The sequence below is a fragment of the Acidovorax sp. SUPP2539 genome (assembly GCF_030158975.1).
In the GTDB taxonomy this organism is placed as follows: Bacteria; Pseudomonadota; Gammaproteobacteria; order Burkholderiales; family Burkholderiaceae_C; genus Paracidovorax.
This window is the reverse complement of sequence record NZ_BQXJ01000003.1, coordinates 267,035-283,841: the sequence shown is the minus strand read 5'-3', so window position 1 is coordinate 283,841 and position 16,807 is coordinate 267,035. Positions and strand designations below refer to the sequence as shown.

At 69.2% G+C, this 16,807-nt stretch carries 16 protein-coding genes and 2 pseudogenes; 7 read left to right on the top strand and 11 right to left on the bottom strand.

The features are described 5' to 3' along the window. From AVTE2539_RS12590 to AVTE2539_RS12580, 3 genes are all read right to left on the bottom strand, one after another. Complete coding sequence (locus AVTE2539_RS12590) at positions 1 to 783, bottom strand: class I SAM-dependent methyltransferase (protein WP_372588158.1); 783 nt, start codon at positions 781 to 783, stop codon at positions 1 to 3. Continuing rightward, a complete protein-coding gene (locus AVTE2539_RS12585) occupies positions 770 to 1,366 on the bottom strand; it encodes a DNA-deoxyinosine glycosylase (RefSeq protein ID WP_284411048.1) in 597 nt (198 codons plus the stop codon). Before AVTE2539_RS12585 ends, AVTE2539_RS12590 begins: the two co-directional genes overlap by 14 nt. 164 nt (positions 1,367 to 1,530) lie before the next feature. After that, positions 1,531 to 2,367, bottom strand: a complete 837-nt coding sequence (locus tag AVTE2539_RS12580; protein ID WP_284411046.1) for a TatD family hydrolase — start codon at positions 2,365 to 2,367, stop codon at positions 1,531 to 1,533. A gap of 147 nt (positions 2,368 to 2,514) precedes the next feature. Here AVTE2539_RS12580 and AVTE2539_RS12575 point away from each other — a divergent pair, with 147 nt between their 5' ends. From AVTE2539_RS12575 to AVTE2539_RS12555, 5 genes are all read left to right on the top strand, one after another. Next, on the top strand, positions 2,515 to 3,498 hold the full coding sequence (locus AVTE2539_RS12575) for a S1C family serine protease (RefSeq protein WP_284411044.1): 984 nt from the start codon (positions 2,515 to 2,517) through the stop codon (positions 3,496 to 3,498). A 51-nt stretch (positions 3,499 to 3,549) separates the two neighbouring features. Continuing rightward, a complete protein-coding gene (locus tag AVTE2539_RS12570; protein WP_284411042.1) occupies positions 3,550 to 4,578 on the top strand; it encodes an AAA family ATPase in 1,029 nt (342 codons plus the stop codon). After that, complete coding sequence (locus tag AVTE2539_RS12565) at positions 4,559 to 5,617, top strand: DUF58 domain-containing protein (RefSeq protein ID WP_284411040.1); 1,059 nt, start codon at positions 4,559 to 4,561, stop codon at positions 5,615 to 5,617. Before AVTE2539_RS12570 ends, AVTE2539_RS12565 begins: the two co-directional genes overlap by 20 nt. 26 nt (positions 5,618 to 5,643) lie before the next feature. Continuing rightward, positions 5,644 to 6,687, top strand: a complete 1,044-nt coding sequence (locus AVTE2539_RS12560) for a VWA domain-containing protein (protein ID WP_284405154.1) — start codon at positions 5,644 to 5,646, stop codon at positions 6,685 to 6,687. Between the two features lie 426 nt (positions 6,688 to 7,113). Next, positions 7,114 to 7,656 (top strand): hypothetical protein, encoded by a 543-nt coding sequence (locus AVTE2539_RS12555; protein ID WP_284411038.1) that lies wholly within the window; start codon positions 7,114 to 7,116, stop codon positions 7,654 to 7,656. Between the two features lie 172 nt (positions 7,657 to 7,828). On the opposite strand, the gene AVTE2539_RS12550 is transcribed toward AVTE2539_RS12555, so the two are convergent. After that, positions 7,829 to 8,620 (bottom strand): Nif3-like dinuclear metal center hexameric protein, encoded by a 792-nt coding sequence (locus tag AVTE2539_RS12550; protein ID WP_284411036.1) that lies wholly within the window; start codon positions 8,618 to 8,620, stop codon positions 7,829 to 7,831. Positions 8,621 to 8,875: 255 nt separating this feature from the next. Here AVTE2539_RS12550 and AVTE2539_RS12545 point away from each other — a divergent pair, with 255 nt between their 5' ends. Beyond that, positions 8,876 to 10,132 (top strand): cysteine dioxygenase, encoded by a 1,257-nt coding sequence (locus AVTE2539_RS12545; RefSeq protein WP_284396799.1) that lies wholly within the window; start codon positions 8,876 to 8,878, stop codon positions 10,130 to 10,132. 57 nt (positions 10,133 to 10,189) lie between these two features. On the opposite strand, the pseudogene AVTE2539_RS12540 reads toward AVTE2539_RS12545, so the two are convergent. The 3 genes and pseudogenes from AVTE2539_RS12540 to AVTE2539_RS12530 form a co-directional block, all read right to left on the bottom strand. Next, positions 10,190 to 10,421, bottom strand: a pseudogene (locus AVTE2539_RS12540) (MFS transporter); the annotation flags it as partial. A 100-nt stretch (positions 10,422 to 10,521) separates the two neighbouring features. Continuing rightward, the gene (locus tag AVTE2539_RS12535; RefSeq protein ID WP_284411034.1) at positions 10,522 to 11,535 is read right to left on the bottom strand and encodes a M28 family peptidase; all 1,014 of its coding nucleotides are present in this window, start codon (positions 11,533 to 11,535) and stop codon (positions 10,522 to 10,524) included. 72 nt (positions 11,536 to 11,607) lie between these two features. After that, positions 11,608 to 12,929, bottom strand: a pseudogene (locus tag AVTE2539_RS12530) (MFS transporter). 300 nt (positions 12,930 to 13,229) lie between these two features. Between AVTE2539_RS12530 and AVTE2539_RS12525 the strand changes: the two are divergent. Next, positions 13,230 to 14,387 (top strand): S1C family serine protease, encoded by a 1,158-nt coding sequence (locus AVTE2539_RS12525; RefSeq protein ID WP_272567637.1) that lies wholly within the window; start codon positions 13,230 to 13,232, stop codon positions 14,385 to 14,387. Between the two features lie 302 nt (positions 14,388 to 14,689). On the opposite strand, the gene tatC is transcribed toward AVTE2539_RS12525, so the two are convergent. From tatC to AVTE2539_RS12505, 4 genes are all read right to left on the bottom strand, one after another. After that, complete coding sequence (gene tatC / locus AVTE2539_RS12520) at positions 14,690 to 15,481, bottom strand: twin-arginine translocase subunit TatC (RefSeq protein WP_272567636.1); 792 nt, start codon at positions 15,479 to 15,481, stop codon at positions 14,690 to 14,692. A gap of 57 nt (positions 15,482 to 15,538) precedes the next feature. Further along, positions 15,539 to 16,030: a Sec-independent protein translocase protein TatB gene (gene tatB, locus AVTE2539_RS12515; RefSeq protein WP_284396785.1), complete on the bottom strand. Its 492-nt coding sequence runs from the start codon at positions 16,028 to 16,030 to the stop codon at positions 15,539 to 15,541. Positions 16,031 to 16,051: 21 nt separating this feature from the next. Further along, positions 16,052 to 16,300: a Sec-independent protein translocase subunit TatA gene (tatA, locus tag AVTE2539_RS12510; RefSeq protein ID WP_284396782.1), complete on the bottom strand. Its 249-nt coding sequence runs from the start codon at positions 16,298 to 16,300 to the stop codon at positions 16,052 to 16,054. 104 nt (positions 16,301 to 16,404) lie between these two features. Beyond that, complete coding sequence (locus AVTE2539_RS12505) at positions 16,405 to 16,764, bottom strand: histidine triad nucleotide-binding protein (protein WP_284411031.1); 360 nt, start codon at positions 16,762 to 16,764, stop codon at positions 16,405 to 16,407. Between the last annotated feature and the right edge of the window lie 43 nt (positions 16,765 to 16,807).

The window sequence follows — 16,807 nt, the reverse complement described above, 5'->3', positions numbered from 1 at the left end:
TCATGCGGCCACCGGCTTGAAAACGCGCGCCCACTTGGTGGCCGGCAGGTCCCAACGGGCCTGCACGGCCTCGGCGCGCGCGAGCAGGTCGGCGCGCTTGGGCCGCGTGGGCGTGCGCTGCGCCAGCACCACGGTGTTGCCTTCGCGCGTGGGCTTGAAGGCCCACAGTGCGTCGGCGCCGAAGGCCTCGGCCATCTTGCCCAGGCTGCGCTCGTAGCTGGAGGCGCGGCCGAACAGGTTGACGGTCATGGCGCCGTCCTCGGACAGCAGCGCGCGGCAGTCGGCATAGAAGGCGGCGCTGTCGAGCACGGGCGCGGCGGCGTCGTGGTCGTACAGGTCCACCTGCAAAGCATCGACCGTGCCCAGCCACATCGGGTCGCGGATCTCCGCGGCGGCATCGCCCAGGATCACGCGCAGCTTGGGGCCGTCGGGCGGCAGCTTGAACCAGGCGCGGCACACGGCCAGCACCTGGGGGTTGAGCTCGATGGCGGTGGCGCACATGCGCAGCTTCTTGTGGCAGAACTTGGTGAGGGCGCCGGCCCCCAGCCCCAGCTGCATCGCGTGGCGCTTGGTGACGCTGGCGGGCTCGACGAAGAGCAGCCAGGCCATCATGCGCTGCACGTATTCCAGTTCGAGCTCGAACGGCTCGGCCACGCGCATGGAGCCCTGGATCCACGGCGTGCCCAGGTGCAGGTGGCGCACCTCGCCATCGTCGGAGACGCTCACCTCGGGCAGGGCTTCGCTGTCGTTTTTCTTGCGGGTCAAATCGTCACACCAATCCATAAGTGCCCAGGGCGGCAGCCCAGGCGTTCAGTTTCTTGTCGAAGCTCCACGAGGCGTTGGCCGGGCTGGTGGAAGGCAGCCGCAGGGACTGCACGCCGCCCTCCAGTAGCGCGGGCGGCAGCCCCAGGTGGGCGCGCACGGCCTTGGCGTGCCGGAAGCTCTCCCCGCCATTGTGGGCGATGGCGGCTAGGCGGGGGCACTGCGCCCGCAGCGCCCGGAAATCGTTCACCACGGCGTTGCGGATGTCGGTGTCCAGGCTGCCCTCGCGCTCGCAGGCGGCGTACACGTCCCACAGGCCCAGGCCCCGGTCCAGCAGCCAGGCGCAGCGCCCGGCGTAGTCGTCACGCCCGGGCAGCACGGGTTGCGGCCACAGTGCCTGCAGGATGCGCCAGAAGTGGTTCTGCGGGTGCCCGTAATACTGCCCCGCGCGCAGCGAGGCCGCGCCGGGAAAGCTGCCGAGTACCAGCACTACGGTGCGCGCAGAGACGACCGGCGCCAGCCCGACAAGGCGCGGGGCCGCCGCCGGCACCGGACCGGAATGCGGGGGGAACCAGGGCTCAGGCGGATCGGAAGCGGAATCCATGGCGGCCATCATCGGGGGGCATTGGGGAGAAAAAGAGGGGAACGGGGAATCGGCGGGCCCAGCGGTGTCGCGAGACCGGGCCAGGGCGCACGGCGAAGCTGCGGATTACTATCAATATCATAGCAACATGCCCTAGTATCAATTGCACTGGCGGCCAAAAAGGCTCAGATCGCCAGCAGCGCCCCAAGCCGCGGCAGCGCCGCACAGGCGTTGGCCCGCGTGGCCTGCGCCAGCTCCGCCACCGGCATGCCGCGCAGCCCGGCCACCACCTCGGCGATGCGGGGCAGCTCGCCCGGCGCATTGCGCGCGGGCGGTGCGCCGTCGGCCCGCTGGGCGGCGGTCACATAGAGCCAATGCGGTGGAATGTCGGGGGCATCGGTCTCCAGCACCAGCGATTCGAGCGGCAACTCCGCCGCCAGCCGGCGCAGCTGCAGCGCGCGGTCGAACGTGACCGCCCCGCCGAAACCGAGCTTGAAGCCCATGGCGATGAACGCCTGGGCCTGCTGCAGGCTGCCGTTGAAGGCATGGGCGATGCCGCCGCGCACCGGCCGCTCGCGCAGGCCCTTGAGCACCTTGTCCGACGAGCGCCGCACATGCAGGATCACCGGCAGGTCGAAGCGCTGCGCCAGCTGCAGTTGCGCCCGGTAAAAGCGCTCCTGCCGCGGGCCGTCCAGCGTGGGCACGAAGTAATCGAGGCCGATCTCGCCGATGGCGACCAGGCGCGGGTCGGCGTGGTGGGTCTGCAGCGCCCCGGCCAGCGTGTCCACGTCGCCATCGCCCGCGCGGCCGGTGAACAGCGGGTGGATGCCGAGCGCGTAGCTATCGCCATGCTGGTGCGCCAGGCGGCGCACGGCGTCCAGGTTGCCCAGTTCCACCGCCGGCAGCACGCAGTGCGCGACACCGGCGCGCGCGGCCTCGGCGCGGACCTGGGCCAGGTGCGCGGGCCCGGCATGCGCCTCGAACTCGTCCAGATGGCAGTGGGTGTCGATCCAGGTGTGCATGCGCGGATGATGCCCGAGGCGGCAGGCCCTGCGGGCGCCATGGCCCGCGCCGATACGCCCTGTCACATGCGCGGCGGGCTTTTCCGTGCTACCGTGAACGCTCCGCCGCCGCCCGCCCGTGGCGCGCCCGCTTCCAGAGGTGTCAGCATGCCCAGGCCACCCCGCTACAGCAGCTCCCGCTCCGACCGCCGCAGCGCCCCCGAGGCGGCACCGCACCCGGCCGCACCGCGTGGCCCGGCCGGCGCCGCGCCACGCCCCGGCGCCGGGCTCGCCGCCGAAGCCGCGCAGGCGCCCGAGACCTTTTCTGCCACGGCCGCCCCCACGGGCGATCGCCCAATGCGCGCGGCCTCACGCCTGCACCAGCGTGCCCTGTGGGCCGCCATCGCCCTGCTGTCGGTGCTGCTGGCTGCCAGTGTCTGGATGGGCCAGCGCCCGTCCGCCCCGCCCCTCACGCAAAAGGACATCGACGCCGCCGTGCTGCGCACACTGGAGACCCAGCCCCTGCCCGCGGCCACGGCGCGCGCGGTGCAGACCATCGCGCCCTCGGTGGTGCGCGTGGTGGGCTACGCCCGCACCAAGAAGGGCAAGGAGGTCGAGCGCGGCATCGGCACCGGCGTGGTGATCCTGGACAAGGGCGTCATCCTCACCAACCTGCACGTGGTGCAGGGCACCACGCGCGTGCAGATCACGTTCTCCGACGGCATGGAGGCCGGCGCCAGCGTCACCGGCGTGCAGCCCGAGAACGACCTGGCGGTGCTGCAGGCCCACAAGATTCCCGACGACCTGGTGGCCGCCCCGCTGCGCTCCACGCAGAACCTGCGCCCGGGCGACCCGGTGGTGGCGGTGGGCTTTCCGTTCGGCATCGGGCCCTCGGCCTCGGCCGGCGTGGTGTCGGGGCTGGAGCGCGAGTTCGATTCGCCCGAGGGCAAGCGCGAGCTGCAGCACCTGATCCAGTTCGACGCCGCGGCCAACCCGGGCAACTCGGGCGGGCCGCTGGTCACGCTCGACGGCGAAGTGGTCGGCATCGTCACCGCCATCCTGAACCCCACGCCCGCGCGCACCTTCATCGGCATCGGCTTCGCCGTGCCCATCGAGAACGCGGCGGCCGCCGTCGGCATGCCTCCGTTCTAGCCAAAGATGATCCCCTCCACCATCCGCCCCCCACATTTCGGAGCCCGCCCCATGGACACCCCTTCGCAGCCCTCCGGCACCGCCACGCTGATGGAGCAGATCCTCTACGAGGTCAAGCGCGTCGTGGTCGGGCAGGACCGCTTCCTGGAGCGCGTGATGGTGGCCATGCTGTCGCAGGGCCACTTGCTGGTCGAGGGCGTGCCCGGCCTGGCCAAGACGCTCACCGTCAAGACCCTGGCCAGCACCGTGCAGGGCCAGTTCAAGCGCATCCAGTTCACGCCCGACCTGGTGCCCGCCGATCTGGTGGGCACGCGCATGTACAACCAGCGCACGGGCGAGTTCAGCACCACGCGCGGCCCCGTGTTCACCAATCTGCTGCTGGCCGACGAGATCAACCGCGCGCCCGCCAAGGTGCAGAGCGCGCTGCTGGAGGTGATGCAGGAGCGCCAGGTGACCATCGCGGGCGAGACGCACCGCGTGCCCGAGCCCTTTCTGGTGATGGCCACGCAGAACCCCATCGAGACCGAGGGCACCTACGCGCTGCCCGAGGCGCAGGTGGACCGCTTCATGATGAAGGTGCTCGTGGGCTACCCAAGCGAAGAGGAAGAGTTTGTGATTGCCCAGCGCGCGCTCGCGCCCGCCGTGCAGGTGGCCGCCGTGGCCACCACCGGCCAGCTCGCCGCGCTGCAGGCCGAGTGCCGCACGGTCTACGTGGACCCGTCGCTGCTGCAGTACGCCGTGCGCCTGGTGGCCGCCACGCGCGCGCCGGCCCAGTACGGCCTGCCCGGCCTGGCGCCGCGCATCGCCTGCGGCGCCAGCCCCCGCGCCACTATCCACCTGGCCGAGGGCGCGCGGGCCCTGGCCATGCTGCGCGGGCGCGCCTATGTGCTGCCCGAGGACATGGCCGACCTCGCGCCCGACGTCCTGCGCCACCGCATCACGCTGTCGTACGAAGCGCTGTCGGACGGGCTGGACGCCGACGCCCTCATCGGCCAGCTCATGGCCCACCTGCCCGCGCCACCCCGGCCGCTGCACCACGACGCCCAGGACGGGGCCCGCCATGAGCCGCAGCGCGCCTGACGCCGCCCCGCCGGCCGCAAGCGCAGCGGCGCTGCCCGGCCAGGCCGAGCGGCTGCTGCGCCAGCTCGAGTGGACGGTGATCCGCCGGCTCGACGGCCTGCTGCAGGGCGACTACCGCACGCTGCTGCGCGGCGGTGGGCTGGACCTGGCCGACCTGCGCGAGTACCAGCCGCACGATGACGTGCGCCACATCGACTGGAACGTGACCGCGCGGCTCGCCGTGCCGCACGTGCGCGTGTTCTCCGAGGACCGCGAGATGGCCGCCTGGTTTCTGCTGGACCTGAGCCCGTCGCTGGACTTCGGCCCGCCGGGGCAGGCCAAGCGCGACATCCTGGCCGGCTTCGTGGCCGTGCTGGCGCGCCTGCTCACGCGCCACGGCAACCGCGTGGGCGCCATGCTGTACGGTGCGGTTGCCGCGGCCGCGGCCGCCCCCTCCCCTGCGCCCGCCGGTGCAGCGCGGGCTCCGGGCGTGGACGCCATCCTGCCGCCGCGCGCCAGCCGCGCCCATGTGCTGCACCTGCTGCACCGCCTGCTGCAGGTGCCCGGGCCCGCTGCGGCGCCGCCCGGCGCCACCGACCTGTCGCACCTGCTGGGCACGGCCCTGGGCACCGTGCGGCGGCGCTCGGCGGTGTTCGTGGTGTCGGACTTCATCACCGCGCCCGGCTGGGAAAAGCCGCTGGCCCAGCTCGCGCAGCGCCACGACGTCGTCGCCGTGCGCCTGCTCGACCCGCTGGAGCTGGAACTGCCCGACGTGGGCCTGGTCACCCTGCGCGACCCCGAGACCGGCGACCAGCTGCAGGTGGACACGCGCGACAATGCCTTTCGCCACCGCTTCGCCCGCCTGGCCGCGCAGCGCGAGGCCGCCCTGCGCGAATCGCTCGCGCGGGCCGGGGCCGACACGCTGGAGCTGGCCACCGGCGACGACCTGCTGGACGCCCTGGTGCGCTTCATGGAGCTGCGCGGACGCCAGCCGGCCAAGCCCGCCTACCGCGCCCCGGCCTCCCCCACCGTCGCGGGCGCTGCCGCCCGGGCCGCGTAGACAGAACAAGTAGGAGCCGCTGCACCATGGTCTTTCTCTGGCCCACGTTCCTCTGGCTGCTGATCGCGCTGCCGGTGCTGGTGCTGCTCTACGTGTGGCTGCTGCGCCGGCGCCGGGCCACCGCCCTGCACTACCCCAGCCTTGCGCTGGTGCGCGAGGCCCTGGGCGCGCGCACGACCTGGCGGCGCCATGTGCCGCCCGCCCTGTTCCTGCTGGGGCTGGCCGCGCTGCTGCTGGCCGCGGCGCGCCCGCTGGCCGTCATCACCCTGCCCTCGCAGCAGCAGACCATCATGCTGGCCATGGACGTCTCGGGCAGCATGCGCGCCGCCGACGTGCTGCCCGACCGCATCACCGCCGCGCAGAACGCCGCCAAGGCCTTCATCGCCGACCTGCCGCGCCACGTGCGCGTGGGCGTGGTGGCGTTCGCCGGCAGCGCCCAGCTGGCGCAGCTGCCCACGCAGAACCACGAGGACCTGGTGAAGGCCATCGACAGCTTCCAGCTGCAGCGCGGCACGGCGACGGGCAACGGCATCCTGCTGTCGCTGGCCACGCTGTTCCCCGACTCGGGCATCGACATCGCCGCCCTGGGCGGGCGGCAGGCCATGCGCTCGCAGCCCATCGACGAGGTGGGCCGGGCGCAGGGCAGGAAGCCTTTCACACCCGTGGCGCCCGGCTCCTACACCTCGGCCGCCATCATCATGCTGACCGACGGCCAGCGCACCACGGGCGTGGACCCGCTCGAGGCCGCCCAGTGGGCCGCCGACCGCGGCGTGCGCGTGTACACCGTGGGCGTGGGCACGGTGGCCGGCGAGACGATCGGGTTCGAAGGCTGGTCCATGCGCGTGCGCCTGGACGAGGACACGCTCAAGGCCGTGGCCCTGCGCACCAACGCCGAATACTTCCACGCCGCCACGGCGGCCGACCTGCAGAAGGTGTACGAGACACTCAGCTCGCGCCTCACGGTGGAGAAGAAGGAAACCGAGGTGTCCGCCCTGTTCGCGATGGCCGGCGCGGTGTTCATGCTGCTGGCGGCCGCGCTGTCGGTGTGGTGGTACGGGCGGGTCATGTAGAAGGCGTCTGCTTTTGAGGGCAGGCCTGCCCGTTGAACGCACTGGTGTGCCGATTAAAAGCATCGAGCTTCCACTTCGCGCTGACAAACGAATCTTCGCGTTTTTCCTCGGTGCAAATCACGCCTCTCGCAAAATGGACTGTTGCAGTCAACGATCAGGAGGCGCGTCATGGGCTTGTGCTTTTCGACATCGGGCAGTGGTTCCAACCGGCATGGCCCCAACATGGATTCGAGGACCCAGCATTTGCCTGCCGCGACTGGTCGCAGTGCCCAGGCGCGCACAACGGGCCAAGGCGGTAGCCATTTGAGTGGATTGAGTCCCCATCGACAGGGCACCTACAACGCAGAAACTTCCGCTTTTCAAAGGCAACGCACGGCGGTACTGTCTTCCGCGCAGCGCCTGAGCCCATCCGAAGCAAAAGCTGCAGTGACCGATGTCCTGAATTTCGTGCGGGACACTTACTACCGACCGAACCTGAAGTCCGGCAATAAGGTCAATGGAAACGGCGGGGCGGAAGAACAGGCCCGGCAGGAACAAGCCACGCTGGAGGTCGAACGCATGCGTGCCAAGCCTGATCCACTTCAGGCTGCCAAGCAAGGGAACGCCCATCAGTGCCAGGAATTGGCGCTTCTGGCAGTGCATCACCTTGAAGAACGTGGATTGGCTGCGCAGATTCTTGAACTCGGCGGCGATGACCAAAGTGTTGCCCATGACGTTGCCGTCATCGGTCGCGCATCGAACCCCTTGCCTGCAGACATGAGGACATGGCCTGCAGACGTGTACGTGTGCGATCCATGGAGCAACATCGCATGCAGCGCGAGGGACTACCCCGCAGAGTTCACCCGCAAGATGAAGAAGTGGGAGGATGACGGCAAGTTCGTTGGCTATGCACCCGCAGGCTTTGTCTTACCGACCGATCCGCGCTGGATGAACGACGTGCTGCACGGAGAAAAGGTGGTGGGCCAATGAGCTGTCTCGTACGAACTCCGGGGAAAGCGGCTTTGGCTGAGGAGCGCCTGCAAAGCCTGCGAAGCCGGTAGGCAGACCGATCTCATGAATGGAGTCGGCGACCATACCTTCCGCAGCCCTCCAGCACAATCAGTACTAGGGCATTACGCTATCAATTAAATAGCAAACCCCTTCACGCCGGGTTGTCGATCTCGATGAACCGGTGGGCAATGCCCAGTTGCGCGGCCACCCGTTCGGCCACGGCGGGAGCGCCGTAGCGCTCGGTGGCGTGGTGCCCCGCCGCGATGAAGGCCACGCCCGTCTCGCGCGCCAGGTGGGCCTGCGGCTCGGAGATCTCGCCGGTGACGAAGGCGTCGGCCCCGGCGGCGATCGCCCCCTCGAAATAGCCCTGCGCCCCGCCCGTGCACCAGGCCAGCCTCCGGATCGGGCGCGGCTCGGGCGCCACCAGCGTCACGGCGCGACCGAGCACGCTCTCCGCATGGCGGGCCAGGGCGTGCGCATCGGCGAACTCCGCGGGACCGGCGAAGCCCAGGTCCTGCTCGCCGAAGCGCGCATCGGCGGCCACGCCGAGCATGCGGCCCAGCTGCGCGTTGTTGCCCAGCTCGGCGTGCGCATCCAGCGGCAGATGGTAGGCGAACAGGTTGATGTCGTGGGCCAGCAGGCGCTGCAGCCGCTGCTTCATCCAGCCCGTCACGCGGCCGTCCTGCCCGCGCCAGAACAGGCCGTGGTGCACGAAGATCGCATCGGCCCCGTCCTCGATGGCCGCATCGATCAACGCCCGGCTGGCCGTCACGCCGCTCACGATGCGCGCGATGCGGTCCTTACCCTCCACCTGCAGCCCATTGGGGCCGTAGTCCTTGAAACGCTCGGGCTGCAGCAGGGTGTCGAACGCGCGCTGCAGGTCGTGCCGGGAAACCCCGGGGGTGGAGTCGTGCGTGAAAGAAGGTACAAAAGAGGCCGTCATGCGGGCCATTGTGGCAGGGCGCGCGCCAGGCCGGCACAGTGCCGCACCGCAGACCGAAGCACGCAACACCGACGCACAGACCGCCAACCAGGCGGCGCCACGACAGGGAGGGAAACACCACCAGCACCGACACTTTCCGGGCCCCCGGAAGCCGTGCGCACGCATGCACCCATGCACGCGCGCTGCCGCCCCGCACGCCCGCACCGCCCCATTCCGCAGCCCCCCACCCATCCCTCCATTCCCCCACGCCAAGCCATGCCCTCCGCACAGCCCGCCTCCACCGTCTCGCCGATCAAGCTCCACCTCGTCTCCCAGGACGCCTCCCAGGCCGATTTCCGGATCACCGGCCAGGGCACCGCCTCCGTGCGCCTGCCCGCCGATTCGGGCACACGCTCGCTCACCATCGCCCTGCGGCCGGCCAAGCCCGGCAAGCACCCGGCCGGCGCCTGCGGCCTGACGGTGGATGCGGCCTGCGCCGTGCTCTGGGTCGAAAAGAACGGAGAGCGCTTCGAGCTCGCCCGCAGCACCGCCCCGAAAGCCCTGCTGCAGCCCTCGGCGAACCAGTCGTACTGGCTCAGCCTGGACAGCAACAACCGGCGCCTGCGCTACGGCAAGGGCGAAATGCTGCTGCATCTGATGCAGCTTGAATACGCCTTCCCGGAAACTTCCGACCCGCTCGGCCTCGGTGCGCTCGCGCCCACGCTGCGGCACGTCGAGGTGCGGGGCGCAGGCGACCACCCCCACCTGCTGCTGCGGCCGATCCCAGTCAATCTGGACCCGGCGCCGCGCGTCATCCGGCCGGAAGAAATCACGCTGGACCTCATCGCGGAGAACACCGTCAGCGTGGCGCAGAACCTGCCCAAGGAATGCCAATTGCTCTACGCCAACGTGGCGGGGCCGAACATCCGCCTGGAAACACCGGACTTCCCGGAGTTCGCGCAGGCCATCCAGTATTCAATCGTCACGCCGGGCAAGATGTGCTTCGAGAAACTCAAGAAGAAGGCGGGCGGCGAAGGCGGCTTCAGCTACCTGCGCATCACGCTGGACGGCAACCTGGGCGACTCGCCAGGCCAGCCCTACGTGCTGGAGGTCTGGCCAGCAGGCAGCCATTCGCCCATCCACGACCACGGGCAGGCCAACGCGATCATCAAGGTGCTGCACGGCCAGATCCTGATCGAGTGGTTCGGCACCCTCAGCCCGCAGGACGAAACCTCCTGGGGCCACATGCTCGCGCACGCGGGCGACGTGACCTTCCTCACGCCGCAGTACTACCAGATCCACCGGCTGAGCAACCCGTCACCCCGGCCCGGCGGCGACTTCTGCGCCACCATCCAGTGCTACCGCTATGCGAACAAGGACCGCCAGCACTACGAGTTCTTCGACTACATCGACGACAAGGAGCAGCGCATCGAGCACTTCAAGCCCGACTCCGACTGGACGTACCGCGAATTCAAGCAGCTGATCCAGAAGGAATGGGCCGATGCGATGCACAGCCCGTCGACCTCGGCCTGAGCGCGCGGTGCGGCGCCCGGGAGGCAATCACCGGCAGGCCCCTGCACGGCTCCCGGCTCAGTCCCGTGCGCCGGCCGGTTGCCAGCCACGCGAGGCCAGCGGCATGAAGCCCAGCGCGAACCCCAGCACGCCCATGGTCGCCACGTAGTGGGCATTGGCCAACACGTCATGCCGCTGCCGCAGCGTGATGAGGATGGGCGTGATGCCCCCCGGACACCGCATAGGCCATGTTGTACGAGAAGGACAGGCCGGTGAAGCGCCCCTCGGGCGGGAATGCCCGCATGGCCACGCACACCCTTGAGCAGCAAACAAGGTGCGACGTCGCAGAGCGTCACCTCGCCGGTTTTCCGGACCGCTAAACCGCGAGCCGGCCGTTTCCGGCCTGCACCCTACTCACCCGCAACCAGGTCGCGCACGACAGCGTTCAAGCCCGACACCACGCGCGCCAATTTGTCGAAGTCGACTTTGTCCGGCGTATCCTGGGCCGTGTGATAGTAGGGATACCGGTACGGGGCCGTATCCGTCACCATCAGCGCCGGTATGCCTTCGTCCAGGTAGGCAGCGTGGTCGGAAAAATCCACGCCCGGTACGAATCTGGGTGCGGCGACTCCCTCGGACGGAAAAGCCGCATGCGCGCGGAACGATTGGACGACCCGGCGAACGAGGCGCCAATCGGCAGTGGTCGCGACGAAGCCGATGAAGTCGCCCTGACCGGGATAGAACTGGTTGAGTGGCCAGGGATATTTTTGAGAATCCGGTTCGTCAGAAAAGTACCCCATCGTCTCCAGCGACAGCATGGCCTTGACCGTCATGCCCCGGGATACCACGCCTTTCGCATGAACGACGCTCCCCATCTGTGAGGTACGAAAGTACGGGGGCTCTTCATTGGTGTACAGGACAAGGACGACGTCTGACCGCGCGGTTTCAGCGCCAGCTTTCAGGCTCTTCGCCAGTTCCAACACCGCTGCGGCACCGGTGCCGTTGTCATTGGCACCTGGACTTCCTTGGGCCGAGTCGTAGTGCGCTCCAATGACGACGGCACTGCGGCCCGGCGCCGACGGGCTTGGAATGGTGACTTCCAAGTTGCGCACGACCTTGCCAGCGACGCTGAATTCCTCGCGCCGCACCACGAAGCCGGAGCCCGCGAGTTCGGATTCGATGTATGCGGAGGCGGCTTCCAGCGCTTCGTCGTGCCGGCGGTTGTGCTCGGTGGACGCAATGGCCGTCACGTGTCTGAGCAACCGGACTGAGAGTTCCCATTCCTGGGCGCTCATGGCGGGAAGCGGTCCCCGGTGTGAGCTCCCCGGCATGGTCGTCATGGCCGCGACGAAAGCCAGGAGGCCGAACAACACCAGAGCCAAGGCGCCGCAAATTCGCAGCAGGCTTTGAAAAACTGCGTTCATTCTCAATTCTCAAGCGAGACGCGATTCCGTTTGAACGCTCCGGAGTGTCGGGTCTTGGCGCCCTCTTCCCCTTTACGTGCGCGCCGAAGGCTGCCAGCCGCGCGAAGCCAGCGGCACGAAGCCCAGCGCGAACCCCAGCACGCCCATGGCCGCCACGTAGTGGGCATTGGCCAGCACGTCGTGCTGCTGCCACAGCGTGATGAGGATGGGCGTGATGCCGCCGAACACCGCATAGGCCATGTTGTACGAGAAGGACAGGCCGGTGAAGCGCACCTCGGGCGGAAACGCCCGCACGCCCACGATGGGCAGCAGCGCGATCGAGCCCACGAACAGGCCGATGAGCCCGTAGTTGAACACCAGCGTGGCCGGCGTGCCCGGCAGGCCCGTGTAGAACAGATAGGTGGTGACCACCAGGCCGCCCCAGCCCACCAGCATCACCGGGCGGGTGCCGAAGCGGTCCGTGGCCCAGCCGACGAGTACGCAGCCGATGGTGAGCGTGAGCGTGGCGACCGCGTTGGCCTCCAGCGCCAGCGTGGCGGGATGTGGAACACCTTCTGCAGGTAGGTCGGCGTGATGAGCACCACCACCACGATGGCGGTGGACAGCACCCAGGTCATCAGGGCCACCAGCAGCATGGCGCCGCGGTGGTCGCGCAGCACGGTCTTGACCGGCAGTTCGCGCGCCACGGCGCGGCGGGCGGCCAGCTCCTGGAACACGGGCGTTTCGTGCAGGAAGCGCCGCAGGTACACCGACACCAGGCCGAACACGCCGCCCAGGATGAACGGAATGCGCCAGGCGAATTCCTGCACCTCGGCGGGCGCGTAGCTGCGGTTGATGCCGATCGCCACCAGCGACCCGAGCAGGATGCCGCCCGTGATGCCGGCCGTGAGCGTGCCCACGCCCAGGCCGTAGCGGTTGGCGGGCACGTGCTCGGCCACGAACACCCAGGCCCCGGGCATCTCGCCGCCGATGGCCGCGCCCTGCAGCACGCGCATGGCCAGCAGCAGCAGCGGCGCCGCCACGCCGATGCTGGCGTAGGTGGGCAGCAGGCCGATGACCAGCGTGGGCATGGCCATCAGGAAGATCGACAGCGTGAACATGCGCTTGCGGCCCAGCTTGTCGCCGAAGTGGGCAATGATGATGCCGCCCACGGGGCGCGCCAGGTAGCCGGCGGCGAAAATGCCGAAGGTCTGCAGCTGGCGCAGCCAGTCGGGCATGTCGGCCGGGAAGAACAGCCCGCCCAGCACGGCGGCGAAGAAGACGTAGATGACGAAGTCGTAGAACTCGAGCGTGCCGCCCAGGGCGGACAGGCCCAGCGTCTGGTAGTCGTGGCGGGTGAGCGGACGGCGGGGCGCGGCGGCCAGGGCGCCGGCGGCGGGGGAAGGAGAAGTCATGGGCAGGTTCCGGAGAGATCGATGGCGGGACTGCGCGGCACCGCGGGCGCGGTGCGCGGCCGACGTTCAGCAGGCATTCCGGATGGGGCGTGTTGCAGGCGGCGGGGCCGGTGGGCCGGGCCGCGCGGGGAGAACGGGACGGGGGGTGCGGTGGCAGTCGCTGCGGCATTTTAAGGGTTTGCCCTGAGCGGCGCCCCCGTGGGGCTGACCCCGGGCTGACGGGCCAGGGGCCTTGTTCGCCCAAGGTCCGGCCCAAACTGGCGACAATCGCCCTTCCCCCGGTTTTCTTCCCTGCCCACCATGAAGCGCTTTTGGCTGCTGTTTTCCCAGACCGTGACGGTGCTCGTCGCGGCCTACTTCGTCGTCGCCACCCTCCAGCCGGACTGGCTGCGGCGCGGCGCGACCCGCAGCGGCGCGGGGGTGGCCCTGATTGAGGCGCCCAGCACCCCGGCCGCGCCCCCCGCCCCCGGCAGCTTCGCCGCCGCGGCGCGCAAGGCCGCGCCGGCGGTGGTCAGCATCAACACCAGCAAGGCCGCCGTGCGCCACCCGCGCAGCAACGACCCGTGGTTCCAGTTCTTCTTCGGCGACCAGGGCACGCAGCAGGCGCAGACCGGCCTGGGCAGCGGCGTGATCATCAGCCCGGACGGCTACATCCTGACCAACAACCACGTGGTCGAGGGCGCGGACGAGATCGAGGTCACCCTGACCGACAGCCGCCGCACGCGCGCCACCGTGATCGGTACCGACCCGGACACCGACCTGGCCATCCTGAAGGTGCAGCTGGACAAGCTGCCCGTGATCGTGCTGGGCAACTCCGACCAGCTCGCCGTGGGCGACCATGTGCTGGCCATCGGCAACCCGTTCGGCGTGGGGCAGACGGTCACCAGCGGCATCGTGAGCGCGCTGGGCCGCAGCCAGTTGGGCATCAACACGTTCGAGAACTTCATCCAGACCGATGCGGCCATCAACCCCGGCAATTCGGGCGGCGCGCTGGTGGACGTGAATGGCAACCTGATGGGCATCAACACCGCCATCTACTCGCGCTCGGGCGGCAGCATGGGCATCGGCTTCGCCATTCCCGTGTCCACCGCCAAGCTGGTGCTGGACGGCATCGTGAAGGACGGGCAGGTCACGCGCGGCTGGATCGGCGTGGAGCCGAACGAACTGTCGCCCGAACTGGCGCAGACCTTCGGCGTGAAGGCCTCCGAGGGCGTGATCATCACCGGCGTGCTGCAGGACGGCCCCGCCGCCCGCGCCGGCATGCGCCCGGGTGACGTGATCGTGCAGGTGCAGGACAAGCCGACCGCCAGCGTCTCCGCCTTGCTGACCGCCGTGGCCTCGCTCAAGCCCGGCACGCCCGCCACGTTCCAGCTGCAGCGCGGCGATTCGCAGGTGGAGCTGGAGGTGGTGCCCGGAACCCGGCCCCGGCCGCAGCGGGCACCTCAGCCACAGCGTTGAAGAGGCGTTGTCCCGGGGGCTCCGCCGCGGGACACGATTGAAACGGGTGGGCGATGCATGGGGCCTTGCGGGCGGCCCATGGGTAGCGCCGTGGTCTTGAAGGCTCGCCTGCGCGACGTGAACATCCGGCGCGGATCAGGCCATCGAACAGGCCGTGGAGCGCACTGCAGGCAAACCCTGGCGCGGCATCAGCGCCGCCATGAAGGATCGATCACCCGATCACGCCCTGCCATCGGCGATGCGACCGGACCGCGGCGCGCAAGGCACGCCGCGCAGGCGTTGCCCAGCCGCCCGATCCGATGTCAGGTGGGTTCCTGCGCCTGTTCGTCCTCGGGCGCCTTGGTGTGGCGGATGAAGAGCTGCGCCGCCCAGATGCCCAGTTCGTAGAGCAGGCACATCGGCACGGCCAGGGCCAGCTGGGACACCACGTCGGGCGGGGTGACCACGGCGGCGATGATGAAGGCCAGCACGATGAAATAGCCGCGAAAGCCCTTGAGCTTTTCCACGCTGACCAGCCCCATGCGCGCCAGCACGATCACGACGATCGGCACCTCGAACGACAGGCCGAACGCGAGGAACATGGTGAGCACGAAGCTCAGGTACGCCTCGATGTCAGGCGCGGCGGTGATGCTCTTGGGCGCGAAGCCCTGGATGAAGGCGAAAACCTGCCCGAACACGAAGAAGTAGCAGAACGCCACGCCCACCAGGAACAGCAGCGTGCTGGAGACCACCAGCGGCAGCACCAGCTTCTTCTCGTGCGAATACAGGCCCGGCGCCACGAAGGCCCACACCTGCCACAGCACCACGGGCAGTGCCAGCAGGAAGGCCGACATCAGCAAAATCTTGAGCGGCACCATGAACGGCGAGATCACCGAGGTGGCGATCAGCGTGGCGCCCTTGGGCAGGTGCGCCACCAGGGGCGCGGCCAGCAGGTCGTAGAGCGCGCCCGGGCCGGGGTACAGGAACAGGATGCCCGCGGCGATGCCGATGGCGATCAGCGCCTTGACCAGGCGGTCGCGCAGCTCCATGAGGTGCTGCACGAACGGCTGTTCGGTGCCGGCCAGCTCGTCTTCTTTAGTGGGGGTTTCGGACATGGTGCAGGAGGGGCGGGCATTGCACCCGCGCGGGTGGCTGCGCGGGGTGCGCAGCCATCAATGGAATTTCTGGGGCCGAAAGCGGGCCACGCGCGCCGCGCCCGACTGGGCCTTGGTGCGCACGCCGCTGCGGGCTTTGTACCACTGCGGCGTGGCGCCCCGCTTGAGGCGCCAGTTCTTGCCGGGGTGCTTGTACGCGGGCACCACGCTGGCGTCGCCGGCCGCGTCGTACGGCACACCGGTGTCGGTGCCCGTGCCGGACGCGGTGCCGGAAAAGTCGTTGTTCCAGTCTTTCTCGAAGTCGCTGGCGCTGGTGTGGATGCTCTGGTGCACGTCGCGTGCGGCACCTTCCATCGTTTCCTTCATCTTGCGCAGCTCGTCCAGTTCCATGGAACGGTTGACCTCGGACTTCACATCGGCCACGTAGCGCTGGGCCTTGCCCAGCAACGTGCCGACGGTGCGCGCCACGCGCGGCAGCTTCTCGGGGCCGATGACGATCAGCGCCACGGCGCCGATCAGCGCCATTTTGGACAGGCCAATATCAATCATGGAAGCAGGGCCCGCGGGGCTTTAGCCCTTGTGCTTGGCTTCGACGTCGATGGTGGTGCCCTTGGGGTCGGCGGCGGTGTGGTTGACGACCTGCCCTGCGGGGGGCGTGGCCGGCGGCACGTCGCTCGCGGAGCCGTCCTTCATGCCGTCCTTGAACCCCTTGACGGCGCCGCCCAGGTCGGAGCCCATGTTCTTGAGCTTCTTCGTGCCGAACACCATCACCACGATCAGCAGCACGATCAGCCAGTGCCAGATGGAAAACGAACCCATGTCAATCTCCTAACGAATACGGACCATTCTAGACCCGCCGCATGACGGGGAAGTTCATATCCCTGCGGCGCCCGGGCTCCACGCCCTTCCCGGCGGCCGCCGGTTCAGCCCTTGAGCCAGGGCCGGGGGCCGCCCATCACGTGCACGTGCAGGTGGTGCACTTCCTGGCCGCCCTCGGCTCCCGTGTTCACCACGATGCGGAATCCGCCCTCCGGATAGGGATTGCAGCCCTGCTCCAGCGCCAGGCGCGGGGCCAGCGCCATCATGCGGCCCAGCACGCCGGCATGGGCCTCGGTCACGCCGGCCATGGAATGCACATGCTCCTTGGGCACCATCAAAAAATGCACGGGCGCCCAGGGGTGGATGTCGTGGAAGGCGAAGATGTCTTCGTCCTCGTACACCTTCCTGGAGGGGATCTGGCCCGCGATGATCTTGCAGAAAAGGCAGTTCGAATCGTGCTGCATGGAGGGAGGTGGAGTGGAACTGAAAAAACGGGGCCTGGCTGGA